Here is a 26216-nt window from a genome sequence, read left to right on the forward strand (position 1 = left end):
TGAATTTTGCGCGTTGAATTCATCCCATGATTGTTCAATTCTTAGAGGGGAGGAGTTACTCCTCTTCTGAGTCTTCCGTACCAACATGAGGGAAACCTGAATGAAGAGACAAAAACGGGATCGTTTGGAACGTGCTCATTCACGTGGTTACTTTGCTGGATTAGAAGGGCGTTCGAAAGAGCTTTGCCCGTATCAAACTCTTGATGCGCGATCACATTGGTTAGGCGGTTGGCGCGAAGCAATGGAAGACAGAACGTCAAATGGTATTAAATAGGGCTGCCGGTATCGGAGAATAATTTACACCGGATATCACCCCGGCTGCCCTCAGAACATGCTCTTAGGACAGTAGTGACAGTAGTCCGCAGCCGGAATCAGTTAATCAGACATACCACGGGCACTCAGGGAGTGCCCTTTTTGTTGCTTCGGTTTTGTTGATTAAGCTATTGGTTGCTTAAGATGGGTCGCTTAAGAATTGAGATTACGCTGGCGACGCTTTTGCCAGTTGCGCGTGACCGAGTAACGCCAGATCCCGCGGATAGCAAAATACCCCAGAATAGCCGCCACAATCCCGCAGACAAAGCTGCCCAACAAGAACGGCGTAAACAGGTGCGAGAAGTGTCGCATCATCCACTCAGTCGTGAAATGCACTTCACCGGTGAACGGCGGTGTACCTAAGATCCACGAGCCGACTTTATACGCACAATAGAAAATAGGCGGCATGGTCACTGGGTTAGTCAGCCATACCAGTGCGACTGATAACGGCAAATTGACCCGCAGCAAAATAGCGCCCGCCGCCGCCAACAACATTTGGCATGGCAACGGAATGAATGCAACAAACAGTCCGACTGCAAAAGCGCCGGAAGCAGATCGACGATTCAGATTCCACAGGTTGGCATGATGCAGCCAGCGGTTAAGAATACGCAGGCTTTTGTGGTTCTGCATCGCCTCCTGTGAGGGCAGGTATTTCTGAATAAACTGTTTAAGCATGGTCACACACCGTTGAAACGATTTCTTATACTGGATACTGCCGCCGTTGCGGTTATTGCCGGAACTTTGCCTTTAGTGTGGCTCAATGCTTTACCCTCGTGGTTACTGCTGCTCGGGCTGTTACCCCTGTTACTGTTCAGGTTGTTCCCGTCACCTGCTGCGCGTGGTGCGCTACTGATTCTGGGGGTGTCCTTTATAGGGGCAATAACCGAGGCGCGTCAATTCTTGAATGAGAGTCAGCAGCTAAAATCTGACGCCGGTTATATTACCATCATTGCACAGATTAAAAGTCCCCTCCTTAAACGAAATGACAGTCGAGCAAAAAATCCACCGCGCGCACCGAGTACGGCGTCGTTAACCGAGCCTAAAGAGCGTCCGATTTTGGTGGAAGTTCTCTCCGGCGCTGGTTTAGCAAAGCCTTTTTTGGCGCGATTGAGCGTATTACAGCCATTACCGATGCAAGCCGGTGAGCGTTGGCAATTACAGGTTAAGTTGCGTCCGCTTTCTGGGCGGGAAAATGAAGGCGGTTTTGATGCGCAGCGTTGGATGATTTCCGAGCATATCTTAGCGACCGGCTTAATCAAGCAGGGGATCCGTATTGGTGGTGAGCCCGATCTGCGCCAGCGCTTGATCAGCCGCAGCCTGCAACAGATGGCCGGTTTACCTAATCAGGATGTGCTTCTGGCGCTGGCTTTCGGTGAGCGCAGCATGATATCCGATGTGCGTTGGCAAGTGTTTCAGTACAGCGGTATTGCGCATTTGATGGCAATTTCCGGATTACATGTGCTGTTTGCCGGTCTGTGTGGCTTTATGCTGTGTCGTTTGGCGCAGTGGTGTCTGCCGATGCGTTGGATGACGCCCTTATTTCCGTTACTTGGCTCAGCGCTGGCGGCAGGCATCTACGTATGGCTGGCCGGAGGTAATTTACCGGCGCAGCGCACTCTGTTTGCCCTGATACTCGTATTAGCGGCGCGCTGTTTACGTTGGCAATGGCGGCCGGTGACATTACTGCTGGTAGTGATGGCACTCTTGCTACTGATTGACCCACTCACTGTGTTGTCGGATAGCTTTTGGCTGTCCTGTTTGGCGGTGAGCGTGTTGCTGGTATTGGGGCATTTCTTTCCGTTGCCGCCATCCCTTAAGCACCATCGTTGGCTGCGCATTCCCGCCGAATGGTTTCATATTCAACTGGGGTTGACTCTGTTATTAGCGCCGGTGCAATTGGCGATGTTTCATGGGCTACCGCTGCAAAGCTTGTTAGCCAATGTGCTGGCTATTCCCCTGATCACCTTTGTGACGGTTCCGCTTTTGCTACTGGCGTTACTCACCAGTGCATTGCCAGTGGTGGCAAGTGTGTGCTGGTTATTAGCCGATATCAGTATTCGGGTGCTGTGGCCGGTCGTGACGCCACTGGCCGAGCAATGGCAATGGTTACCGGCGCTCAGCGTACCGTTAAGTTTGGCGTTGTTAGCGGGCGTAATGCTCTGGCGTTTGGGATTACACCGTAGCGCGCCAGTCGCCAGCGTGTTGCTGGTGGTGCTACTGCTGTTGCCGCTGGCGCGGCGTGAACCCTTATGGCGCGTGGATATGTTGGATATTGGCCAAGGGCTAGCGATGGTGCTGAGCCGCAATGGGCATGCGATTGTCTACGATACCGGTAGCAGTTGGGATGGCGGCAGTATGGCGACCTTGACGCTACTGCCTTTTTTGCGTTGGCATGGCCTGACGCTAGACGGCATTATTCTCTCACATCAGGATAACGACCATGCCGGCGGATTGCCGGACTTACAGCGTGCTTATCCCGATGCTTGGCTGCGTTTATCCGGCGCGGTGCGCGGGGCAGGGGCGTGTCATCGGGGGCTTAACTGGCAGTGGCAGGGCCTTGGGATCCAGCCGCTATGGCCACTACAGCAGGTGCCGAAAGCCGGTAATACTGATTCGTGCACCTTGCTGGTGACCGATGGGCGCTTTCGTGTATTGCTGACGGGCGATATTGATGCCGCTGGCGAGGCGCAGCTTGTGCAGCAATCAGTGCAGCAGTTAGTGCAAAAGGGCAGCGATATCCGCGCAGATATCATGACCATTCCCCATCATGGCAGTCGCTCATCATCCACTTTAGCTTTCTTGCAGGCGGTACAACCACAGGCGGCATTGGTGTCGGCAGGACGCTTTAATCAGTGGCGGCATCCGCGGGCAGAAATCTTAGCGCGTTATCAGCAACAGCAGATCCCCGTGTGGAATACCATTGATAATGGGCAGATTAGCGTTCATTTTTTCCCCGACCGTTACCAAATCCTGACCCATCGCAGGAATATTTCGCCGGTTTGGTATCGCCAGCTATTTGGCGCACTCCGATCAAACGGTTAGAATAGCCCGCTATTGTGATAAGTAGGCGAAATACATGCTGAATGATAAAGACCTGACGACGTGGCAGACGTTCCGCCGTCTGTGGCCGATGATCAAACCGTTCCGTCTGGGACTGATTGTAGCGGCTATCGCGCTGGTAATTAACGCCGGCACGGATACCGCGATGATCTCGCTATTAAAGCCGCTGCTGGATGACGGCTTCGGGAATGCGGATACCAGTTTCTTGCGGGTAATGCCGTTTGCCCTGTTTGGCCTGATGCTGCTGCGCGGTGTCACCAACTTTGTGTCTAACTACGGCTTGTCATGGGTATCCGGCAAAGTGGTGATGCATATGCGTCAGCGCTTGTTCAAGCACATGATGCACATGCCGGTGTCCTTTTTTGACAAACAATCGACCGGTACACTGCTGTCTCGTATTACCTACGACTCCGAGCAGGTCGCGTCATCCTCTTCCGGTGCGTTGATTACCGTGGTGCGCGAAGGGGCGTACATCATCGGTCTGCTGGGCATGATGTTCTACAACAGCTGGCAGCTGTCGCTGATTTTGGTGGTGGTTGGGCCGGTCGTGGCGTTGGCGATTCGGGTGGTTTCCCGTCGTTTCCGCACCCTTAGCAAAGATATGCAAAACACCATGGGCCATGTAACGGCCTCTGCCGAACAGATGCTCAAAGGGCATAAAGTGGTGCTGAGCTTTGGCGGCCAAGAAGTGGAAGCCAAACGCTTTGATGAAGTCAGTAATCGCATGCGTCAGCAGTCCATGAAAATGGTGTCGGCGACCTCGATTTCTGATCCGCTGGTGCAAATCATCGCGTCCAGTGCGCTGTGCGTGGTGCTGTACGTGGCGTCATTGCCGGAAGTGATGCAGACGCTGAGTGCCGGTACTATCACGGTGGTGTTCTCTTCTATGATGGCGCTGCTGCGTCCGCTTAAATCGCTGACCAACGTGAACGCGCAGTTCCAGCGTGGTATGGCCGCGTGCCAGACGCTGTTTACCATTTTGGATATGGAGCCGGAAAAAGATGACGGTACTCGTCGTCTGGAGCGTGCCAAGGGCGATATCGAGTTCCGTAATGTCACCTTTACCTACCCAACCAAAGATACTCCAGCGCTGAAAAACATCAGCTTTACCGTTCCGGCGGGCAAAACCGTGGCATTGGTGGGGCGTTCTGGCTCAGGCAAATCGACCATTGCTAACTTGCTGACCCGTTTTTATGACATCCAAGCCGGTGAGATCCTGATGGATGGTCATGAGCTGCGCGAATATCAGCTGTCTGACCTGCGTAATCAGGTCGCACTGGTTTCTCAGCAAGTGCATCTGTTCAATGACACCGTGGCCAACAACATTGCTTATGCTCGTACCGATGTGTACAGCCGTGAGCAGGTGGAGCAAGCGGCAGAAATCGCCCACGCCTCCGAGTTTATCCAGAAGATGGATCAGGGCTTTGATACGCTGGTGGGTGAAAACGGCGTGCTGCTTTCCGGTGGTCAGCGTCAGCGTATTGCGATTGCCCGAGCCTTGCTGCGTGATTGCCCAATTCTGATTCTGGATGAGGCCACCTCGGCGCTGGACACTGAATCGGAGCGCGCTATTCAAGCGGCGCTGGATGAGTTGCAGAAGAACCGTACCGCTCTGGTGATTGCTCACCGTCTGTCAACCATCGAAAATGCGGATGAAATTCTGGTGGTGGATGAAGGCGAGATTGTCGAGCGTGGCAAACATGCGGATCTGCTGGCGCGAAACGGTGCCTATGCCCAATTGCATCGCATGCAGTTTGGGGAATAACCGCGTATGCAAGCCGTGCAATATCTGGAGCGAGCCGCGTTTGCGCGGCTCTTTCAGGAGCCGATACCGAAAGGAATAATGCAAGGCATCATGCGAGGAGCGGGGCGATGATAGAGAAACTCTGGTTTTCCCGCTCGCCTTGGTGTTGGCTGCTGTTGCCGCTCAGCGCCTTGTTTGCCCTGATCAGTGGTGTGCGCCGACTGGCGTTTCGTTTCGGGCTAAAAAAAGCGTGGCGTGCGCCGGTGCCTGTGGTGGTGGTCGGCAATATTACGGTCGGCGGTAACGGTAAAACGCCGATGGTTGTCTGGCTGGTGGAGCAATTGCAGGCGCAAGGTTACCGTCCGGGGGTTGTGTCACGCGGTTATGGCGGCAAAGCCGAGCGCTATCCATTGCTGGTGACCGATAACGTGTCCACGGCGCAGGCCGGTGATGAGCCGGTGCTGATCCATCGGCGCACTGGGGTGCCGGTGGCGGTAGCGCCGCAGCGCAGTGCCGCCGTGCAGGTGCTGCTTGATACCTATCCGCAGCAGATTGATGTCATCATTACTGATGATGGGTTGCAGCATTATGCGCTGGCGCGCGATATCGAAATCGTGATTGTCGATGGGGTGCGTCGCTTCGGAAATGGCTTTTTGCTGCCAGCAGGCCCACTACGAGAAACGCCGCAGCGTTTACGCTCAGTAGCCGCGGTGGTGGTGAATGGCGGTAATGCGCAGCACGGCGAAATCCCGATGCAATTAGCGCCCGATTTGGCCATCAATTTGGCGACTGGAGAGCGCCGCGCAGTGAGTGCGCTACCGCACATTGTTGCGATGGCCGGTATTGGCCATCCTCCACGCTTTTTTGCCACTTTGCAGCAACTAGGTGCTGCGCCTGAACGCTGCGTGGCGTTTGCCGATCATCAGGCCTACCACGCAGAGCAGCTCAATGCGCTCGCGACGACAGAACAAACCTTGTTGATGACGGAAAAAGATGCCGTCAAATGCCGTGATTTTATCCAACCAAACTGGTGGTATTTGCCAGTCAGTGCTCAGCTGCCGGAAAGTGCAGGGCAGGTGCTGTTGGCGCAGATCATCGCCAAGATCACAGCGCAAAAAACCGATCATATCTAAGGAGATGACGTATGGATCACCGTCTGCTTGAAATTGTGGCGTGCCCGGTTTGTAAGGGGAAGCTGCATTACGATAAAGAGAAACAAGAGTTGGTTTGCAAACTGGACCGTCTGGCTTATCCAATGACCGATGGCATTCCGGTATTGCTGGAAAACCGCGCCCGTGAACTGACCGCTGAAGAGATCCTGTCATGAGTTTTACCGTGATTATTCCGGCGCGCTACGCGTCTACCCGTTTGCCGGGTAAGCCGCTGGCGGACATCGGTGGTAAACCGATGGTGGTGCACGTGATGGAAAAGGCACTGCAATCGGGTGCTGAACGCGTGATTGTGGCGACCGATCATCCTGATGTTGCGACAGCGGTCAAAGTCGCTGGCGGTGAAGTCTGCATGACGCGCGTTGATCACAACTCCGGTACTGAACGCTTAGCCGAAGTGATTGAACATTACGGGCTGGCCGATGATGCCATCGTAGTAAATGTGCAGGGCGATGAGCCGTTGATCCCGCCGGCGGTGATCCGGCAGGTCGCGGATAATCTGGCGCAAGCGACACAAGCGCGTATGGCGACCCTGTCCGTGCCGATTCGCGATGCCGAGGAAGCCTTTAATCCTAATGCGGTGAAAGTGCTGACCGACAAAGATGGCTATGCCCTCTATTTCTCACGCGCCACCATCCCGTGGGATCGCGATAACTTTGCCCGCAGCCGTGAGCAGATTGGCGATTTTTACCAACGCCATGTGGGTATTTATGCCTACCGCGCCGGTTTTATCCGTCAGTACATCAATTGGCAGCCGAGCCAGTTAGAGCAAATTGAGTGCCTTGAGCAGCTGCGCGTGCTGTGGTACGGCGAGAAGATCCATGTCGCACAGGCATCCGAAGCCTTGCCGGCGGGCGTTGATACCCCCGAAGATCTGGATAAAGTGCGCCAGATTATTGCGGGTTAATTCTTAACCGAGCAGACAAAACTGAAAAACCACCCTTGCGGTGGTTTTTTATTGGCCATATTTTATTTGCCACAATAAGAAAAATGGTGTCATCTTTATAAGAAGCAGACAATGCAGGGCGGTACAGGAGGTACGAAATGGAAGGTTTGCTGGACGATCTGGGTCAGCTGCTGGGAGAGCCAGTGTCACGGGCGGAAGTGATTGGCCGTGGTCAGGTGGCGACCGTGTATGCCTTGTACGACAGTCAAAACCGCACCTTCCCTGTGGTAGCGAAAGCTTACCCTGTGGCGGGGGTGGCGCAAAATGAGATGAACAAGCTGTTGTTGTTGTCTCGTCACTCTTGGGTTCGCGTGCCCGCGGTGCACAGCGTGTATTGTCCGACCCGAACATCCCTCTATAAAGAAATCTTATTGTTGGAGCGTTTACCGGGGATCACGGTTTCAGCCCCTTGTCGCAGCACTGATCGCTCTCAGGCATTAAGTGAACATATCGTAGATTGCTTGTTGAGTTGGCACCGTATTGATAGCCAAGGTTTTACGGGGATCAGTGGCGATCTCAAAGAGCAAGGATGGACGGAGTGGTATACCCGCTATCAAGTGCAGCTGTGGAACCAGCTGGAAGCCTTTACCGATTGCGATTATGCCGAGCGGGTGATTTTGTACCGTTCACTGGAGAAAACGTCGCGCCTGTTTAGTGAGTTTGATGATACTTGTGTGTTGGTGCACGGCGATTTTCGCTTACGTAACCTGCTTAAAGATGTGAAAACGGATCAGCTCTTAGCGGTACTCGATCCGGGCGAGATCCAAGCGGCACCACGCGAATATGATTTGATGCACCTGTGTGACGATCCCTTTGCCGAGAAAGTGCTGTCCACTTACCTCAAACGCGCCCCTGTGGCGGAGCAATTTGCCGCGCGGCGTTGGCTTTATAAAGTGTGGGATGAAGTGGCGGCGGGTTTACGTTGTGGCAAGATGAACCATGAGCGGTTGGCGGCCTACAGCCAAAACTTGATCCCGTGGTTGGAATAACCGCCAGTGCAGCGGTTATTCCTCGCCTATAATTAGTGCTTACCTTTGAGGGTTAACCACCATTCACCCAGTAGCTCATACCATGCGCGTTCACTGCGCTCAAGGTACGAAGCGGCGGGGAAGTAAGTCTCCCAGAAATTAGCATGGCCATCAGACGTTAGCTGGTTGGCCGGTGCGGGGATGGGGTGCATGCCGTTATCAGCAAACAGGCGCATCGCGCGCGGCAAATGGCTGGCGGAGGTGACCAGTACTGCAGGCTGATCTTTGATCAACGCTTTCATTGCCAGCGCTTCATCTTCGGTATCACGCGGGGTTTCAATCAGTACCATGTCTTCTTTAGGTACCCCCAGGCTGGAGGCCACCTGTGCCGCGACACGCGCGCTACTGACCTCTGATGCTGCCGGAGCGCCGCTAAACACCAGCTTGGCTTTGGGGTGCATGCGGTAAATACGGATCCCTTCAGCAATACGTGCCAGCGTATTACGGCCAACTTGCGCACTTGGCGGTAGCAGCGGATCATAAGAGTAAGAGCCGCCGAGCACTATGACAAAGCTGACATCGCCATTGGGTTGATAAGTCGGGTATTTGTTTTCGGTGGGGCGCAGCAGTGCATCGGCCACCGGCTGGAAGGAAAGCAGCAACAAAACAATCCATCCCGCAGAGATCAGGGTTTTGCCCGTTTTTTGCCAGCGGGTAAACCACAGCAGCAATAACCCGAGCAAGATCAGCAGCAGCATGGCCGGTAACGGCATGACCAATGCGCCAATCAGTTTTTTCAGTTCAAACATTCCGAATGCAGACATAGCATCCCCGTAGACATTATTTTCTGCCATGATAGTCGATTAAGCCTGAAAAAATAACCACATACGCCAGATTAGGCTCCTTGTGACGAAGTTGTGTGCCTACAATCTCGCCTTGCTCGCAACTTGCTGTATGAAAAACGAACACCGTTACACCTAGGGGTGAAGCTGAGCTATGCGCAGTATTTAGTTTTTTGTTCCTTTAGTTCTCTTATTCCTTTGTAGGCTGGTGTTGTTGGTAATTTGGGGTTGTCTTCCTGTCAGTCTTTGATTTTAACTATATTAGTCTATAACCAAATTCTCGTTGATGAATTATCGTTGAAGTAAGTCGTATGCTGAAAATTAAATGGGCATGTTTAATATTGTCATACTGTTTAAACATGTAATAGTGGAAAGGTAAAAATAAAATGGGAAGGGAATAAAAAATATGTCAATGCGATTTCCATATAATTCTTTCGCCATCAAATACGCAAAAAGATTACAGTGAGAATTGTTTTCTTACGCTTGCGAATGTAACAGAGTTATATGTGTGATTAGAGTCACGATTCAGCAGGATAAATCGATTAATTTACTCCCCAGTTTAATGAATATCTATCTACGCTGAGGGTGAAATTATGCGAGCTCCTAAAATTGATAAAACGGCGATCAGTCCATTTGACCAATATTGTGATGGTTATGGTGCGCCAGGTGCTCAAGGGCTAGGGTATGTGTCCGTTCTGAAAGTCTCTTCTGGTAGCGTATATAAAACCGATGATGACCTGCTAGATGGGATCGTGGCCTATGACCGCGCTGAATGTAATGATGCGTATGTAGGCCAGATTAATATGCTGACGGCCTCAAGCTTCTGTGGCTTGGCCGGTCAAGTGTGGGGACACGATTTAGCGGTGCATGAAGATATCCATGACAATAAAATCAAGCCGGTATTATCCATTGAACAATATGACGGCACGATGCTGGATGTTTTCGATGCTCAGCCATTGCTGGATGCTGGTAAAGAGTTGTTTGGTACCGAGTCTAATCGCCGCTTCCCGCTGTTGCCGGGCGCGCATGTTATTTGCGCCAACAAGAGTGTGACCGCGTATCGTCCGAAAGACGATGTGCTGCATGAAGGCGAAGCGTATGGCGTGTGGTCATTTATTGCGATTTCGCTGTCGCATGACCGCGATAACTGCGCAGATTTATTCATTGAAGATGCCGGTATCTGGACCAAAAACGATAGCGAAGCGGATTTGAAAAAATTCCTCGAAGAGCACCGTACCTCGGTAGCGTGGTCAGTGATTGCCTGTGGTAAAGACTCCCACGTGTTGTTTGACCGCACGTATGTTGGCTTTTCTTATACCATCATGAAACCGGGTGAAATTGGTACTGCCTTGACTTGCGCCCCTTATGCGACCTTGGCGCGTAATGCGATCCCAACCAGTGGCTTCCATAGCCTGAATAATATGCAGTTAAATGAATGGCTGGCGGATCGTAATTTACCGCGTCTGTCTAAATAACAAGTGAATTTCCGCTTATTACACCCGATAGCAAAACTTTTTGTCGTCAGTGATATTCACTGTCTGGGTTGAGAGGTTTTGTTATCGGGTGTGCGCTGAAACCGAAAATTAAAGGTGATAATGATGGCTGAAATGTCAGGGAGCAGTGCGCATAAAATCGGCCTTGCAGCACTAACACTGGTGACGGCATCTAATATGATGGGCTCCGGTGTTTTTATGTTACCGACTAACTTAGCCGGGGTCGGTTATATCTCTCTATGGGGATGGGTCATTACGATTATTGGCGTTATTGCCTTAGCATTAGTATTTGCCAAGTCCAGTCTAATTAACCCACGTATCGGCGGGATAGTGTCTTATGCCAAAGATGCTTTCGGGCCGTTTGTGGGTTTTCAATCCACCATCTGTTATTGGATAAGTGCCTGGATTGGTAATGTTGCTTTGTTAGTTGCTGGGGTGGGCTATTTGAGTTATTTCTTCCCCGCACTGCATGACCCCGTGTATAGCTGCATTACCTCCATCGTCATTTTGTGGGCATTTGTTTTATTAGGCTCATTTGGCGCGGATATTGCGGGTCGCTCTCAGTCATTTACTGCCACCTGTATGCTGATTGTGGTGCTTGGGGTTGGATTTATCGGCTGGTTCTGGTTTAAACCGGATAACTTTACTCAGGTGTATAACGCTACCGGCAAAAGCGATTTGCAGGCCGTGATGAGCGCAGCATCTATTGCGTTGTGGGGCTTTCTTGGCGTGGAGTCGGCCGTGGTATCAACCGGTCAGGTCAAAGATCCTGAACGTACCGTGCCAAAAGCCACCGTGTTTGGTTTGCTGATCACTGCCATTTGCTATGTCAGCAGTTGTACCGTAATCATGGGGATCGTGCCGCACGAAGTGCTGGTGCATTCGCCAGCGCCGTTTGCGTCGGCGGCCAGCTATATGTTTGGTCCGTTGGCCGGTAAAGTGGCATCAGCATTGAGTATCATTGCGTGCTTTGGTTCATTGTCGGGTTGGTTGATTTTGCAATCGGAAGCGCCGCGTGCCGCGGCCAAAGATGGCATCTTTCCTGCGTTTTTTGCTGAGACCAATAAAAACAACGTGCCGGTAAAAAGTCTGGTGTTTACCGGTGTGCTGATGAGTCTGGTGTTATTCATGACCGCATCGCCAAATCTGGCGAAACAGTTTGAGATTGTGATTCTGTTGTCAGTTTTTGCCTCGTTATTGCCGTATATCTACGCAATTATTTCTCTGCCTATTTTGATGATTAACCGTGATATGGCTGCAACCCGTACGTTTCGCGTGTATACCGGATTGGTGTTAATCGGGATTGTATTCTGCCTGTATGCCTTGTTGGGCTCTGGCAGTAACTCGCTGTACTGGGGCATTTTGATGGTGCTGATCACCATTCCGCTGTACACCTATGTGGCGGCGAAAAAACACAGTGCTGCTGCTGTCGATAGCGCTCATGCGGCAACCAGTAGCAAAAGTTAACTAAACGCCACGCTAAGGATGCGCCACAAACCTGTTGTTTTATGCTTGTGGGCTTCATGTGTATGGTCTCATGCGGCGACAGAACGCAGTTTTTGTCGCCGTATTGCTTTGCAGACACCCCTTTACCAGCGGTTATTTCCTTTTAAAATCGCGCAAAACGATCGCAAAAAATCCGCTTTCCACCTCTCTTCCCGTGCACAACGTCATAATTGAATAATAAAAAACCGATCAGACCGGCAAAGGGCATTTTTCCGCGCAGAATATGTCAAAATAGGACCTTTCATGCATGAGTGGGTGCCAGCGGTGTCTGAAGATCAGAATTTTGACGGCATTGTCGATAAGTTCGCACAGAATATTTACGGTTCGACTAAAGGGCGGATCCGTGAAGCCGTTCTGCAGCAAGATTTAAATCATCTGCTGGCGCAGTTGCCTGCGCGTCCGCTACGGATCTTGGATGCCGGTGGTGGTATGGGGCAGTTGTCTCGTTTTCTGGCGTCACAAGGGCATTTCGTTACCTTGTGCGATATTTCGCAAGAGATGCTAGAAAGTGCTGCCGCTGCGGCGGCTGCCGAAGGGCTGTCTGATCGCATGCAGTTTGTGCACTGTCCGGCACAACAGGTGGGAGAGCATTTAGACGCTCCAGTAGATCTGATATTGTTCCATGCTGTGCTGGAATGGGTCGAAGATCCGGTTGATGTGCTGACGCGTTTGGCGGAGCAGCTGGTGCCGGGCGGCGCGCTGTCATTAATGTTTTATAACTACAATGGCATGCTGCATCATCACCTGATTGGCGGCAACTTTGATTACGTGAATGCGGGCATGCCGCGGCGACGTAAAAAATCTTTAGTGCCGACTCATCCGCGCCACCCTGAGCAGGTGTATCAATGGTTAACCGATTTGCAGCTACGCATTGTCGGCAAGACCGGTGTGCGCGTATTGCATGATTATCTGCGTGATAAATCACAGCAGGAAACCAAATTTGAGCTGCTGCTGGAAATGGAGCAGCGTTATTGCCGGCAAGAGCCTTATATTAGTCTTGGCCGTTACATTCATGTCATGGCACGCAAGCCTGAGATGAAATTTTAAGGGACATTGCATGAGTGAATTTTCCCAGACCGTACCTGAGCTGGTCGCCTGGGCGAGGAAAAATGACTTCTCCATTGCATTGCCGGTGGAGCGTCTGGCTTTTCTGCTTGCCATTGCCACCCTCAATACCGAGCGTTTTGATGGCGAAATGTCAGAAGGGGAACTGGTCGATGCGTTTCGTCATGTGAGCGAAAGCTTCAGTCTGGCCAATGAAACCCTGAATCAGCGCGCCAACAACGCCATTAACGATCTGGTTCGCCAGCGTTTACTGAGCCGTTTTACCAGCGAAGTGATGGAAGGGCAGTCAATTTATCGCCTGACCCCGCTCGGCATTGGCATTACCGATTACTATATTCGTCAGCGTGAATTTTCAGCGTTGCGTTTGTCTGTCCAGCTGTCGATTGTGGCGGATGAGATCCAGCGTGCGGCGGAAGCGGCAGAAGAGAACGGGGATGACGCCCACTGGCGGCGTAATGTCTATGCACCGCTCAAATATTCCGTAGCCGAAATTTTTGACAGTATCGACCTGACCCAGCGTCTGATGGATGACCATCAGCAAGCGGTGAAAGACGATATTGCCGCGCTACTGAGCAAAGATTGGCGGGCGGCGATCAGCAGCTGTGAAACGTTGCTGGATCAAACCTCCGGTAACCTGCGCGAACTGCAAGATACACTGGAAGCTGCCGGCGACAAGCTGCAAGCCCGTTTGCTGCGCATTCAAGATGCCACTTTAGGCCACGATGATCTGGCGTTTGTCGATCAACTGGTGCTGGACTTGCAAGCCAAGCTAGACCGCATTATCAGCTGGGGTCAGCAAGCCATTGATCTTTGGATTGGCTATGACCGCCACGTCCATAAATTTATCCGTACCGCAATTGATATGGATAAAAACCGGATCTTTGCTCAGCGTTTGCGCCAGTCTATCCGAGATTACTTTGATATGCCGTGGGTGCTGTATCACGCTAACGCCGATCGTCTGCTGGATATGCGCGACGAAGAGATGGCGCTGCGTAACGAGATTGCGGTGGGGGATTTACCGCCAGAGCTGGAGTATGAAAGCTTAAGCGATCTGAACGAGCAACTGGCCGCCAGCATTGAAAACTTGCTGATTGAGTATCGCCAGCAGCAGCGTCCGCTTGATTTGGCGGCGGTGCTGAAAGACTTCTTACGACGCTTCCCAGGTGCGCGTCACTTTGATGTATCGCGTCTGCTTGTTGACCAAGCGGTACGCCTTGGGGTAGCGAAAGCCGATTTTGCCGGCCTGCAGCCAGAATGGCAGGCCATTAACGACCACGGAGCCAAGGTTCAGGCCCATGTCATCGATGAATATTGATCAATATATTCCTGTGCGTATGGCACAGGCGATTGCTAATCCGATTTTCCCTGTCCTCGACAGCCAGCTGCGCGCCGGTCGTCACATCGGTTTGGAAGATCTGGATAACCATGCCTTCCTGATGGATTTCCAAGGTGAGCTGGATGAGTTTTACCGTCGCTATAACGTGGAGTTAATCCGCGCGCCGGAAGGGTTCTTCTATCTGCGCCCACGCTCAACCACCTTGATCGCGCGAAGCGTACTGTCTGAGCTCGACATGATGGTCGGTAAGGTATTGTGTTACCTCTACCTCAGCCCTGAGCGTTTGGCACAAGAAGGTATTTTTACCGTAGCCGACCTGTATGACGAGCTGCTGAATCTGGCCGACGAAACTAAGTTGCTCAAGTTGGTGAATAACCGCTCGACCGGCTCGGATCTGGACCGCAAAAAGCTGCAGGAGAAGGTGAATACCTCCCTGAACCGCCTGCGCCGTCTGGGCATGTTGGTGATGATTGGTGACAGTGGCAAATTCCGTATCTCTGAAGCGGTATTCCGTTTTGGCGCGGATGTACGTAGCGGCGATGATCCACGCGAAGCGCAGTTGCGCATGATCCGTGATGGGGAAGCGATGGCGGCAGACACGTTGTCATTAGATGATGCTGTGGACGATGCGGGCGAAACCATCGTCGATGATGGTGAGGAATAATCGAACATGATCGAACGCGGAAAATTTCGCTCATTAACACTGGTTAACTGGAACGGCTTCTTTGCTCGAACTTTTGATCTTGATGATCTGGTCACGACGTTGTCCGGCGGTAACGGTGCGGGTAAGTCCACCACCATGGCGGCCTTTGTCACCACCTTGATCCCCGATCTGACGTTACTGCACTTTCGTAACACCACCGAAGCGGGCGCGACCTCAGGCTCTCGCGATAAAGGTCTGTACGGTAAGCTGAAAGCCGGTGTCTGTTATGCCGCTATTGATACGCTGAACTCACGCAATCAACGTATGCTGATTGGTGTGCGTTTGCAGCAAGTCGCTGGTCGTGATCGCAAGGTGGATATCAAGCCGTTTGCGATTCAAGGCTTGCCGATGGCCACCAATCCGACCGATTTGCTGACCGAAAAACTGTCAGACTCCAAAGCGCGTGTTCGCCAGCTGCAAGAAGTGCGTGATTTAGTCGATGAGTTGGAAGGCGTGCAGTTTAAGCAATTCAACTCGATTGCTGATTATCACAGCCTGATGTTCGACATGGGCGTGATCCCGAAACGTCTGCGCTCTTCATCTGATCGCAGTAAGTTCTATCGTCTGATTGAAGCGTCTCTGTACGGTGGTATTTCCAGCGCCATTACCCGTTCTCTGCGCGATTATTTGCTGCCAGAAAACGTTGGCGTGCGCAAAGCCTTCCAAGATATGGAAGCGGCGCTGCGTGAAAACCGCATGACGCTGGAAGCGATTCGCGTCACCCAGTCTGACCGTGACATGTTTAAGCAGTTGATTGCCGAAGCCACCAACTACGTGGCGGCGGACTACATGCGACATGCCAACGAGCGCCGTCAGCATTTGGAAGATGTGCTGAATCTGCGCCGTGAATGGTTCGGTGTTCGCGGTGAGCTGGTTAACCAGCAGTATCGTCTGGTCGAGATGGGCCGCGAGCTGGCAGAGCATAAAGGCGCCGAAAACGATCTGGAAGCCGATCATCAGGCGGCCAGTGATCACCTGAACTTGGTGATCACCGCTCTGCGTCAGCAAGAAAAAATCGAGCGTTATCGCGATGATTTAGAAGAGCTGTCGGTTCGTCTGGAAGAGCAGAACGAAGTGGTCGCCGAATCCACCGAAGCGCTGGCCGAAGCTGAAGAGCTGGCTGAAGGCGCAGAAATTGAGGTGGACGATCTTAAGTCTCAGTTGGCCGATTACCAGCAAGCTCTGGATTCCCAGCAAACCCGAGCCCTGCAATATCAGCAAGCGGTGCAGGCGCTGGAAAAAGCGCGCGCGCTGTGTGCATTGCCAGAGCTGACTGCCGACAATGCAGCCGAGTGGCAAGAGGAGTTTGTGGCCCGTGAACAGGAAGCCACCGAGCGCCTGCTGAGCCTTGAACAGAAAGTGAACGTGGAGCAAGCCGCGGCCGGTCAATTTGATCGCGCGTATCAGCTGGTTTGCCGCATTGCCGGTGAAGTGGCGCGCAGTGATGCGTGGCAAACCGCCCGTGAGCTGCTGCGTGATTTGCCTTCGCAACAGCATTTGGCCGAGCGAGTTTCCCCGCTGCGCAGTCAGTTGGCCGAGCTAGAGCAGCGTTTGCGTAGTCAGCAAGATGCTGAGCGTCTGCTCAATGATTTTATCCGTCGTAGTGGCAGTCGCATTGATCATCCGGCTGAGCTGGCCGAAGAGCAAGCGCGTTTAGATCTGCAAGCTGAAACGGTTTCGGCGGAGCTGTCTGAGCATCTGGAGCAGCGTAGCAGCTTGCGTCAGCAACGCGAGCAGTTTGCCGGTCAGATTGCCGCGCTGTCGAAGCGTGCGCCGCAGTGGCTGACCGCGCAAGATGCCCTGAATACCTTAAGCACCCAGATTGAACAGCCACTGGAAGATGCGCAAGCCGTGATGCAGCAGATGCAAAATCTGCTGGAGCAAGAGCGTGAGCGCACCGTGGCGCGCGATCAGGTGGCCGCGAAAAAGGCCGTTATCGAAGCGCAAATCGAACGTTTGGCACAACCGGGCGGGGCGGAAGATAGCCGTCTGGTTGCGCTGGCGGAGCGTTTGGGCGGTGTATTGCTGTCCGAGATTTATGATGATGTGACGCTGGATGATGCGCCGTACTTCTCGGCGCTGTATGGTCCGGCGCGTCATGGCATCGTGGTGCAAGATCTTTCTGCGGTACGTGAGCTGCTGCCTGAGCTGGTGGATGACTGCCCAGAAGACTTGTATCTGATTGAAGGCGATCCGCAGTCGTTCGATGACAGCGTTTTTGAAACGCAAGAGCTCGAAGGCGCAGTGGTGGTGCAGATCTCCGAGCGTCAGCTGCGTTATTCGCGCTTCCCAGCCGTACCGCTGTTTGGTCGTGCCGCACGCGAAAGCCGTCTGGAAACGTTGCGCGCGGAGCGTGAAGAGTTAGCTGAGCGTTACGCCACGCTGTCATTTGACGTGCAAAAACTGCAACGTCTGCATCAGGCGTTTAGCCGCTTTGTCGGTGAGCATCTGGCGGTAGCGTTTGAGTCTGATCCAGAAGAAGAAATTCGTCTGCTGAATCAGCAGCGCAGTGATATCGAACGTGAGCTGGCGCAGGCCGATGCCATTGAAAAACAGCTGCGCACGTCACAAGAGCAACTGCGTGAACAACTGAACCTGCTCAATCGCTTGGTGCCGTTGACCGCGTTGCTGGCCGATGAAGATCTTATTGATCGCACAGAAGTGCTGCGCGAAGAGTTGGATGCGGCGTTGGAGGCCCAGCGTTATATCCAGCAATACGGCGCGCAGTTGCAACAATTAGAGCCGTTGTTGTCGGTACTACAAAATGACCCGCAGCAGCAAGATAGCTTACAAGCCGATTATCAGCAGGCGCAAAACCAGCAGCGTGAAGCTAAGCAAAAGCTGTTTGCCTTGTCTGAAGTGGTGCAGCGCCGCGCTTATTTTGCTTATGCCGACTCCGTGGGCATGGCTGGTGAGTCCTCCGGTCTGACCGAAAAACTGCGTGAGCAACTGGCGCATGCCGAAGCTGAGCGTAGCCGTCAGCGCGATCGCCTGCGTCAGCTGCAAAGTCAGCACAGCCAATATCATCAGGTGTTTGCTTCGTTACGCAGCTCGCACGATGCTAAGCGCGACATGCTGGCAGAGCTGGAGCAAGAGATGCAAGACATTGGCGTGCGCGCTGATGCCGATGCGGAAGCCCGCGCACGTAACCGCCGCGATGAGCTGCATGCCCAGCTGAGCAACAACCGCCAGCGCTGCAGCCAGCTGGAAAAACAGATCGCGACGCTGGAGGCCGAAATGGATGGCCAGCAAAAACGTCTGCGTAAGCTGGAGCGTGAATATCTGAGCCTGCGTCAGCAAGTGGTGCAAGCCAAAGCGGAATGGTGCGCGGTATTGCGTCTGGCGCGCGATAACGATGTGGAGCGTCGTTTGCACCGTCGTGAACTGGCTTACTTGTCAGCAGACGAGCTGCGCTCGATGTCGGATAAAGCGCTGGGTACGTTGCGTCAAGCCGTGGCGAATAACGAGATGCTGCGCGATGTGCTGCGTGCGTCAGAAGATTCGCGTTATCCACAGAAGAAAGTGCTGTTCTACATTGCCGTGTATCAGCACCTGCGTGAGCGCATTCGTCAGGACATCATCCGAACCGACGATCCGGTGGATGCTATCGAGCAGATGGAAATCGAGCTGGCGCGTCTGACCGAAGAGCTGACTAGCCGCGAACAGAAGCTGGCAATTAGCTCCGAAGCGGTAGCCAACATCATGCGTAAGACCATTCAGCGCGAGCAAAACCGTATTCGCATGCTGAACCAAGGCCTGCAGAATATCTCGTTTGGTCAGGTACAAAGCGTTCGACTGTCAGTGAATATCCGTGATAGTCACGCCATGTTGTTGAGCGGCTTGTCTGATCAGCAAGAGCAGCATCAGGACTTGTTCTCTAATAATCGTCTGACCTTCTCTGAAGCGTTGGCGAAGCTGTATCAGCGCCTGAATCCGCACATCGATATGGGTCAGCGCACGCCGCAGACTATCGGTGAAGAGTTGCTGGATTACCGTAACTACTTGGATCTGGAAGTGGAAGTCTTCCGTGGCTCGGATGGTTGGCTGCGCGCCGAAAGTGGTGCGTTGTCTACCGGTGAGGCGATTGGTACCGGTATGGCTATCTTGCTGATGGTCGTACAAAGCTGGGAAGAAGAGTCGCGCCGTCTGCGTGGTAAAGATATTGCACCATGCCGTTTGTTGTTCCTCGATGAAGCTGCGCGTCTTGATGCGAAATCTATCGCCACCTTGTTTGAGCTGTGTGAGCGTCTGGATATGCAGCTGCTGATTGCAGCGCCAGAAAACATCAGCCCAGAGAAGGGGACCACCTACAAACTGGTACGTAAGATTTTCCAAAACCACGAGCATGTGCATGTGGTGGGGCTGCGTGGCTTTGGGGCCGAGTTACCGCAAAGCGCGCCGCAAGCAGCGCCAGAGAGTGCCGAGATCTTGTGATACTGAACGGTTAATTTTTCGGTAGAATTTTAATAAAAAGCTGTGCATGATAATCCGTCATGCGCAGCTTTTTCTTTTATTATCAGCAATGTGTTGTAAATAAATGATGAGGTTAAAAATAGATTACCGCGCATGATTGGAGTATGCTTTTTTTATCCTATATTTTAATAACATCCAACCTGCACATTATTTGTGCGGATAATCTCGCTTAAAGAGCCGAATTCAGATGCGTCCATCGAAAGTCACTCAAGCCGCTGGTTGTTTATTGGTTTCTGCATTATTGGTGCAGCCTTTTGGCGTTGCGGCGGCCGCCAATGCGGCAGACACAGCAAATGTCGCCGGACCTGTGCAGCAGGGTTTACCGCAGCATGTGGAGCTTAACTTCCCACAGCAGGTCAATAAGCTGTACGCCGCCAGTAATATGCAGCCATTGTGGCAAAACGAAGAGGCAACACGCGCCTTTTTGGTGCAGCTGAATGAACTGGCTTTGGCGGGGATCAATCCGCGCTTTACTCAGTGGGTCAAAGAGATCAGCAATACCCATTTATCAGAGATGGCACGCGATAAACTGCTGTCTGATGCGATGCTGGGTTATCTGGGCTATGTGCAGAATGTGGGGGCTAACGGCAGTGTCTGGCTGTATGGCAACAACAAGATGGCACGCCTACCGGCACCATCACCAGAGCGTGTTCTGGCTTGGCTGAAAGCCAAAGACCAAAATCGCCTGACGGCGTTTATTGATTCGCTAGCGCCCATGAATCCGCAATATCCGAAGATGCAAAAAGCGCTGCATACTTTGCTGGAAGAGCAGCATGAAAAGGGATGGCCGCAGCTGGTCACCTCGACAACCTTGCGTCCGGGTGAATACAGCCCAATGGTGATTGCTCTGGCGCAGATCCTGCGTTTAACCGGCGATTTGCCTGCCGATTATCAGGATAACGGTGATGACTTGTATAACGCGACCTTGGTCAGCGCGGTCGAGAGTTTCCAAGCCCGTCATGGGTTGGCGACTGATGGCGTTATTGGTCCACGGACACGTTTTTGGTTAAACCAAGATCCACAAGCTCGCGCGACCTTGCTGGCGTTAAACATGCAGCGTCTGCGTTTGTTACCGGCAGAGAAAACCAATGGTATTTGGGTCAACATCCCAGATTATCGTCTGGATTACTTCCGCGACGGTAAAAAGGTGCTGGACTCGAAAGTGATTGTCGGCCGTCCGGCGCGTAAAACGCCGTTCATGCACAGTCAGCTGAATAATGTGGTGCTGAACCCGCCTTGGTCGGTACCGACTAAGCTGATCCGTGAAGATATCATCCCGAAAGTGAAGCAAAATCCGAGCTACTTGGCACAGCATGGCTATGTGATCTTGAGTGACTGGACCGAGAATGCTTACGAAATTTCGCCCTATGATATCGATTGGAGCATGATGTCAGCGAAGAACTTCCCGTATCGCCTCAAGCAAGCGCCGGGAGATGGTAACTCGTTGGGTCGCTATAAATTCAACATGCCAAACTCTGAGGCTATATACCTGCACGATACGCCATCCAAAGGGCTGTTCGGTAAAGATATCCGTGCGCTCAGCTCAGGCTGTGTGCGGGTGAATAAAGCGGCTGAGCTGGCTGATATGCTGTTGGGCGAGGTCGGTTGGAATCAAAGCCGCATTGAAAACTCGCTGAACAAGGGCAAGACTCAGTACGTGACAATCCGTAATCGTGTGCCGGTGCAGATCTATTATCTCTCTTCTTGGGTTGGGGATGATGGTCAGGTGCAATACCGTACCGATATTTACGATTACGATAAGGTGCCACGCCCAAGTGCGGTGGTGCAGCGTAACCTGCGCCAGCTACTCAATTAAGCGGATTACTGAGCGCGACACCCATATATCTGACCTCAAAAAAGAGAAGCTTTGGCTTCTCTTTTTTTGTTTTCAAGTCTTGTTCATCTGGCAGTTTTGCATCATGCATGACGGCGCTATTTATGCCGTTATTTTACGCGGCTACTGAGAGTGTTCCTGATTGGCGTATACCCGAGTTGGGTTCAGCGTGAAGGGGCGCGGTAGCACGACATAAATCTGAAATCGTGTCATAGCACGATATTTTCTGATATCCAGAATTTACCGCAGATGTATTGTCAGAACATTGATGGCGAAAGCTGAATCTGAGTAACAGAATCAGAAAAATCATTTCCGCCCTGTCATATTGTGATACATCTCGATATGTTCTGTCTGAAGAAACTTATTTTGTGATTAAGTTCATGAAAATGGGTGCTTATCCGAATCTTTCTACTGACATCCGGTCTTAAATAGGTCAGCGTCAGAGGGATCTGTCAGATCTTTGTGCTGCCGTATAGGTTGACTGACTTTGCCTGTGCGGTTAAGGTGCATCGCGTTGGGTTTATAGCGTTTCCTTATAATTAACCGGATAGTAATCACTTAAATTATGCAAGATCTTGAGCAAGGGATTGATCACAGTCGTCGTAAGTGGCTTGCTTTAGGTGGCGTAGTACTCGGTTGTGCGCTGCTTCCCGGGCAAGCTTTGGCCTCATTATCTACGTCTAAACCAAAGATCCTGACATTGAATAACATCAATACCGGGGAAAAGGTTCGGGCCGAGTTTTTTGATGGTAAAAACTACGTCTCGGAAGAGTTGTCACGCCTGAATTTTTTGTTGCGTGATTACCGAGCCAATCAGGTTACCAAGATTGATAAACGATTGTTTGATCAACTATACCGCATTCAACTGATGGTCGGCGCACGTGGGGAAATCCAACTGATTTCTGGCTACCGTTCACCGAAAACCAATAAAAATCTGCGCAAACATTCTCGGGGTGTGGCTAAGCATAGCTACCATACTCTGGCACGTGCCGTGGATTTTCGCATCGAAGGCGCATCATTGAGTAATGTCCGCAAAGCGGCCATGAAAATGAAAGCCGGCGGTGTGGGCTACTATCCAAAAAGCAATTTTGTGCATGTGGATACCGGCCCTGTACGCGCATGGTAAATCTGCTTGCAGCATAATGACAAAGCCCGAACTGAGTTTCGGGCTTTGTGCTATTTAACGCTACTGGATGGTGCTGATTGCCGCACGCCTATGGCTTGTGTAACTGGCTATGATTTAGTCGATTGAGTGGTTAGGCTCGTGTTTTGTGTCTTCGCGTCACCCTGCGGCGCTTCCTGAGATGATGCCTTCAAATGTGGCGTGATGTAGCGAGCGCGTTTTTTCTCTTTCAGCTTGTTGGTATCAACCAGTACTAAGCCATCAATACAGTCAGCAAAGTCCGGATCCGTACCAAAATCCAAGAATTGCACGCCACCAGGTTCACACAGTTCACTGTACTGTTTGTACAAGGTCGGGATCTGCACGCCAAAATGGTGCATCAGCGATTTAAGGGTCGTGAGATCTTTAAGGTAGTCCGTGCCACAAAACTGTTGCTGTAGTTCTTTTTGCAGCTCGTTCGTCAGCTGGTAAGGGCGACGTGAGCGGGCAATGCTCTGGTGAGCGGCAAAATAGGTTTGATAGAAGTAGACCAGCAGGTTTTTTGCTTCCGGTGGTAAACCATTACTGATGCTGACCGGTCCGAACAGATAGCGAAAATGCGGATTGCGCGCTAAAAATGCCCCGATGCCTAGCCACAGATAATCTAAGCTGCGTAAACCCCAGTAGCGCGGCTGTACGAAGCTGCGCCCCAACTCCAGCCCTTGCTGCAAGATAGGCGTCATCCCTTCATCGTATTGAAAGAGCGAGTGGGTATAGATGCCGTCTAAGCCTTTTTCGCGTAAGGTGGTGGCGGTATCGCACAATCGGTAGGCACCGACAATCTCCAGATCTTGATCATCCCACAGCACAATGTGGACATAGTGGCGATCATAGCCATCGATGTCATACCGTTGCCCAGAGCCTTCACCTACAGCGCGAAACGCCACTTCACGCAAGCGACCAATTTCGCGCATGATGGCGGAGTTTTCGCTGTAGCGATACAGGTAGATTTTCTTGTCATCACTGCTCGTACCGAGCAAATCACACTCTTGGATCTCTTTACGCAGCGTCACGCGATTTTCCGGATGGGCAATCGGGATTTCAGTGGGTAACACGCCTGCTTTATTGGAGCCGAGCTGATACAGGTGTTTGCGAAACAGTTTGATCCGCGTCGGTGTTGGTAAATGGCAAAGGGTGTGATAACTGCGATAGGGAATAGGTGCACCGATATTAATCTGGATCCCTTTATGGGTTTGATTAAACATCTCTTTGACCAGCAATAACGTGGCCAGCGGTTTGTATACCATCGACGTGCCGTAAAACAGCGCTGAGTTACGGCCTTTAATATAAATGGGCACCACTGGCGCTTGAGCGCGGCTGGCGATCCGCAAAAAGCCACTATGCCAGCGTGTATCGCGCACCCCGTTAGGGCGCAGACGTGATACTTCACCGGCAGGGAAAATAATCACCGCGCCTTCATGCTCTAGCCACTGGTGGATCTGGTTAAGGTTTTCTTTCGGTGTTTTGCCGCCCATGTTATTAACCGGCAGCAATAATGGCTCCAGCGGTGCTAATTGCATCAACATGTTATTGGCGATGATTTTGACATCTTTACGCAGCTGACCAACCAAACGCAGCAGAGTAAGGCCATCCAATGAGCCGATAGGGTGGTTAGCAATGATAACGACTCGGCCCGTGACCGGTATATTTTCTAGAGCGTTATCGCGAACCGTAGCGTGAAAATCAAAATAGCGTAAAACCTGCTCAACAAACTCAAATCCGGTGACGTCCGGATAGGTGCGCGCAAATTGCTGAAAATCGTCTTCATGCAGCAGATTTTTCAGCACGGAACTCACCGGGCGGTACAGCCATGTACGCTGTGGTAGTGTTGGTGCGTATTTATGAAGTACATCATCCACATTAATCATCCCTAAGCTCCAAGTCAGCGGCAGTAACGGATATTATTTACGTTAAAAATATGACATATCCGTTAATGTTACAGGGATTTTGGTAGCAGAGTAGTGCAATAAATATTCGTTAACAAAAATTGGCGAAAAAAATTGAGAGTGCTGAGGGAATGAGAAATTCGCGTTATTTTTGTCTCTCGCTCCGGAATAAAAAATAACGCGCTAGCCACCGTTATTATGATAGGGACGGCTTAGGTCAAAATAACGGCTATGGCCAAATTAATGGTGCAGTTCGCGTTTCAATCTATACCCTTCCTACTTGAAGTTGCAGCGGTGTTGGCTGCGTTCGTTCACCCCAATCACATAGTTTGCCTATGCTCATGGGGGTTCACTCACTTGCCGCCTACCTGCAACTTCAAGTTGTTTGGGTATATAGAAAACGCCTGAACGCGTGTATCAATACCTACGGCTATGGGGCTTTTTAGGTATTAAGATTGAGTATCGGGGCGAGGGCGTGCTTTTTTGACCGTATTTTTGTTTTGCTTGGCAATGAGCAAGCTGAGGTAGGCATTGACCACTTTGGTGCGATAGGTAATGTGGTATTTGGGCGTTTTGGAGTGGTAGTTACCCACCGCGCACCACACATCCTCCTGACATTGGGTCAGGTGTTCACGCAAGAGTGCGCCCGCGACCGCCACATTCAGGCAGGTATTGCTAGCAAGCGCTTTCCACGTTAGGCCGGGAAACTGCGCTTCTAAGCGAGGTAAATGTATGGTGTTAATCTGCATGGGCCCCAAATCGTAAGAGCCATTACTGTTTTTACTGATGGTGCCTTTCTTGCCGCCTTCCACTTGTGAAATGGCTTTGAGCAAAATGCCCGGTACGTTGTAGAGACGGCTAGCCATACTGATGCAGTATTGCATTTCAGCGGCCGGCACGGCTTGTTCTGTATAACCTGCATCAAACATGGCACAAATTCCTTTTATCCACGTTAATACTATGGAGCAGGACAGGAAAAGTGGTAGAAGAAATTGCTTTTCGGGGACAGAAAATTGCAGAATCTGAATTCAGATCTTTTTTCTTCTCAGGTTTAGCATGAAATTTACGATTTTGCCGGTTACCGCGTTTCAACAAAACTGTTCCCTGATCTGGTGTTCGCAGACGCTGCAAGCGGCGTTAATTGACCCAGGTGGTGATGCCCCAGCCTTAAAACGCGCTATTGAACAGACCGGTGTAACCCTGACGCATATCTTGCTGACGCACGGTCATCTGGATCATGTGGGCGCAGCGGCGGAATTGGCTGGCCATTATGGAGTGCCGGTTTATGGCCCGCAGATGGCGGATAAGTTTTGGCTGGATGGGTTATCGCAGCAGGCGCAGATGTTTGGTTTGGCCGATTGTGGCGCGTTGACACCAGATCATTGGCTGAATGGCGGCGATGAAATTCGTATCGGTCAAATGACCTTAGAAGTGCGTCATTGCCCAGGTCATACACCAGGTCACGTGGTGTTTGTGAATCAGGCTGAGAAGATGGCGTTCGTTGGCGATGTGTTGTTCAAAGGCGGTATTGGTCGCACGGATTTCCCGATGGGCGATCATGCGCAGCTGCTGGCGTCGATCCGCAGTGAATTGTGGTCATTGAGTGATGATACGGTGTTTGTGCCGGGGCATGGTCCGTCATCCACCATCGGTCATGAGAAACGGACAAATCCTTTTGTCGGTGAGGATATGCCAGCCTGGTAAGACTGTGCATCGT

20 protein-coding genes are annotated in these 26216 nt (G+C 51.8%); 16 read left to right on the forward strand and 4 right to left on the reverse strand.

Annotated elements, in window-relative coordinates:
• Window positions 1-100: 100 nt before the first annotated feature.
• The gene (gene rmf, locus L975_RS17575) at window positions 101-274 is read left to right on the forward strand and encodes a ribosome modulation factor (RefSeq protein WP_010861840.1); all 174 of its coding nucleotides are present in this window, start codon (window positions 101-103) and stop codon (window positions 272-274) included.
• A gap of 191 nt (window positions 275-465) precedes the next feature.
• Here the strand turns inward: rmf and L975_RS06030 are convergent, their stop codons facing one another.
• Complete coding sequence (locus L975_RS06030) at window positions 466-987, reverse strand: DUF2062 domain-containing protein (RefSeq protein ID WP_047707708.1); 522 nt, start codon at window positions 985-987, stop codon at window positions 466-468.
• Window positions 988-999: 12 nt separating this feature from the next.
• Here L975_RS06030 and L975_RS06035 point away from each other — a divergent pair, with 12 nt between their 5' ends.
• The 6 genes from L975_RS06035 to L975_RS06060 all read left to right on the forward strand — a co-directional run bounded on the left by L975_RS06035 (window position 1000) and on the right by L975_RS06060 (window position 8220).
• Entirely contained in the window at window positions 1000-3354 is a 2355-nt protein-coding gene (locus tag L975_RS06035) for a DNA internalization-related competence protein ComEC/Rec2 (RefSeq protein WP_047707709.1), read from the forward strand.
• A gap of 34 nt (window positions 3355-3388) precedes the next feature.
• Window positions 3389-5137, forward strand: a complete 1749-nt coding sequence (gene msbA, locus L975_RS06040) for a lipid A ABC transporter ATP-binding protein/permease MsbA (protein ID WP_010861837.1) — start codon at window positions 3389-3391, stop codon at window positions 5135-5137.
• A 107-nt stretch (window positions 5138-5244) separates the two neighbouring features.
• A complete protein-coding gene (gene lpxK / locus L975_RS06045) occupies window positions 5245-6249 on the forward strand; it encodes a tetraacyldisaccharide 4'-kinase (RefSeq protein WP_047707711.1) in 1005 nt (334 codons plus the stop codon).
• Window positions 6250-6260: 11 nt separating this feature from the next.
• The gene (locus L975_RS06050; protein WP_010861835.1) at window positions 6261-6443 is read left to right on the forward strand and encodes a Trm112 family protein; all 183 of its coding nucleotides are present in this window, start codon (window positions 6261-6263) and stop codon (window positions 6441-6443) included.
• A complete protein-coding gene (gene kdsB / locus L975_RS06055; RefSeq protein ID WP_047707712.1) occupies window positions 6440-7192 on the forward strand; it encodes a 3-deoxy-manno-octulosonate cytidylyltransferase in 753 nt (250 codons plus the stop codon). The genes L975_RS06050 and kdsB overlap by 4 nt, the downstream gene beginning before the upstream one ends.
• A 137-nt stretch (window positions 7193-7329) precedes the next feature.
• Window positions 7330-8220 (forward strand): phosphotransferase, encoded by an 891-nt coding sequence (locus L975_RS06060; RefSeq protein WP_047707713.1) that lies wholly within the window; start codon window positions 7330-7332, stop codon window positions 8218-8220.
• Between the two features lie 32 nt (window positions 8221-8252).
• Here L975_RS06060 and elyC read toward each other — a convergent pair whose 3' ends face one another.
• Window positions 8253-9023 (reverse strand): envelope biogenesis factor ElyC, encoded by a 771-nt coding sequence (gene elyC, locus L975_RS06065; RefSeq protein ID WP_225624478.1) that lies wholly within the window; start codon window positions 9021-9023, stop codon window positions 8253-8255.
• A 611-nt stretch (window positions 9024-9634) separates the two neighbouring features.
• On the opposite strand from elyC, the gene hdcA reads away from it, so the two are divergent.
• The 8 genes from hdcA (at window position 9635) to L975_RS06105 (ending at window position 22577) form a co-directional block, all read left to right on the forward strand.
• Complete coding sequence (gene hdcA, locus L975_RS06070; RefSeq protein ID WP_047707714.1) at window positions 9635-10516, forward strand: histidine decarboxylase, pyruvoyl type; 882 nt, start codon at window positions 9635-9637, stop codon at window positions 10514-10516.
• Between the two features lie 132 nt (window positions 10517-10648).
• Window positions 10649-12001 carry an amino acid permease gene (locus L975_RS06075; RefSeq protein WP_201765049.1) on the forward strand — a complete coding sequence of 451 codons (1353 nt, stop codon included), beginning with the start codon at window positions 10649-10651 and terminating at the stop codon, window positions 11999-12001.
• 282 nt (window positions 12002-12283) lie between these two features.
• On the forward strand, window positions 12284-13087 hold the full coding sequence (gene cmoM, locus L975_RS06080; RefSeq protein ID WP_047707716.1) for a tRNA uridine 5-oxyacetic acid(34) methyltransferase CmoM: 804 nt from the start codon (window positions 12284-12286) through the stop codon (window positions 13085-13087).
• A 10-nt stretch (window positions 13088-13097) separates the two neighbouring features.
• Window positions 13098-14420, forward strand: coding sequence for a chromosome partition protein MukF (gene mukF / locus L975_RS06085; RefSeq protein WP_010861828.1), 1323 nt, complete (start codon window positions 13098-13100; stop codon window positions 14418-14420).
• Window positions 14401-15105 carry a chromosome partition protein MukE gene (mukE, locus tag L975_RS06090; RefSeq protein ID WP_010861827.1) on the forward strand — a complete coding sequence of 235 codons (705 nt, stop codon included), beginning with the start codon at window positions 14401-14403 and terminating at the stop codon, window positions 15103-15105. Before mukF ends, mukE begins: the two co-directional genes overlap by 20 nt.
• Window positions 15106-15111: 6 nt before the next feature.
• Window positions 15112-19578 (forward strand): chromosome partition protein MukB, encoded by a 4467-nt coding sequence (mukB, locus tag L975_RS06095; protein WP_047707718.1) that lies wholly within the window; start codon window positions 15112-15114, stop codon window positions 19576-19578.
• Window positions 19579-19804: 226 nt separating this feature from the next.
• Window positions 19805-21433, forward strand: a complete 1629-nt coding sequence (gene ldtD / locus L975_RS06100) for a L,D-transpeptidase (RefSeq protein WP_052181307.1) — start codon at window positions 19805-19807, stop codon at window positions 21431-21433.
• Window positions 21434-22016: 583 nt separating this feature from the next.
• On the forward strand, window positions 22017-22577 hold the full coding sequence (locus L975_RS06105; protein WP_039045343.1) for a YcbK family protein: 561 nt from the start codon (window positions 22017-22019) through the stop codon (window positions 22575-22577).
• Between the two features lie 107 nt (window positions 22578-22684).
• On the opposite strand, the gene L975_RS06110 is transcribed toward L975_RS06105, so the two are convergent.
• Window positions 22685-24481: a lysophospholipid acyltransferase family protein gene (locus tag L975_RS06110; RefSeq protein WP_072033021.1), complete on the reverse strand. Its 1797-nt coding sequence runs from the start codon at window positions 24479-24481 to the stop codon at window positions 22685-22687.
• Between the two features lie 467 nt (window positions 24482-24948).
• On the reverse strand, window positions 24949-25428 hold the full coding sequence (locus L975_RS06115; protein WP_052181308.1) for a lytic transglycosylase domain-containing protein: 480 nt from the start codon (window positions 25426-25428) through the stop codon (window positions 24949-24951).
• Between the two features lie 127 nt (window positions 25429-25555).
• Here L975_RS06115 and L975_RS06120 point away from each other — a divergent pair, with 127 nt between their 5' ends.
• A complete protein-coding gene (locus tag L975_RS06120; protein ID WP_047707720.1) occupies window positions 25556-26203 on the forward strand; it encodes an MBL fold metallo-hydrolase in 648 nt (215 codons plus the stop codon).
• Window positions 26204-26216: the final 13 nt, after the last annotated feature.

The organism is Plesiomonas sp. ZOR0011 (genome assembly GCF_000800945.1).
Taxonomy (GTDB): Bacteria; Pseudomonadota; Gammaproteobacteria; order Enterobacterales; family CAMTGL01; genus Plesiomonas; species Plesiomonas shigelloides.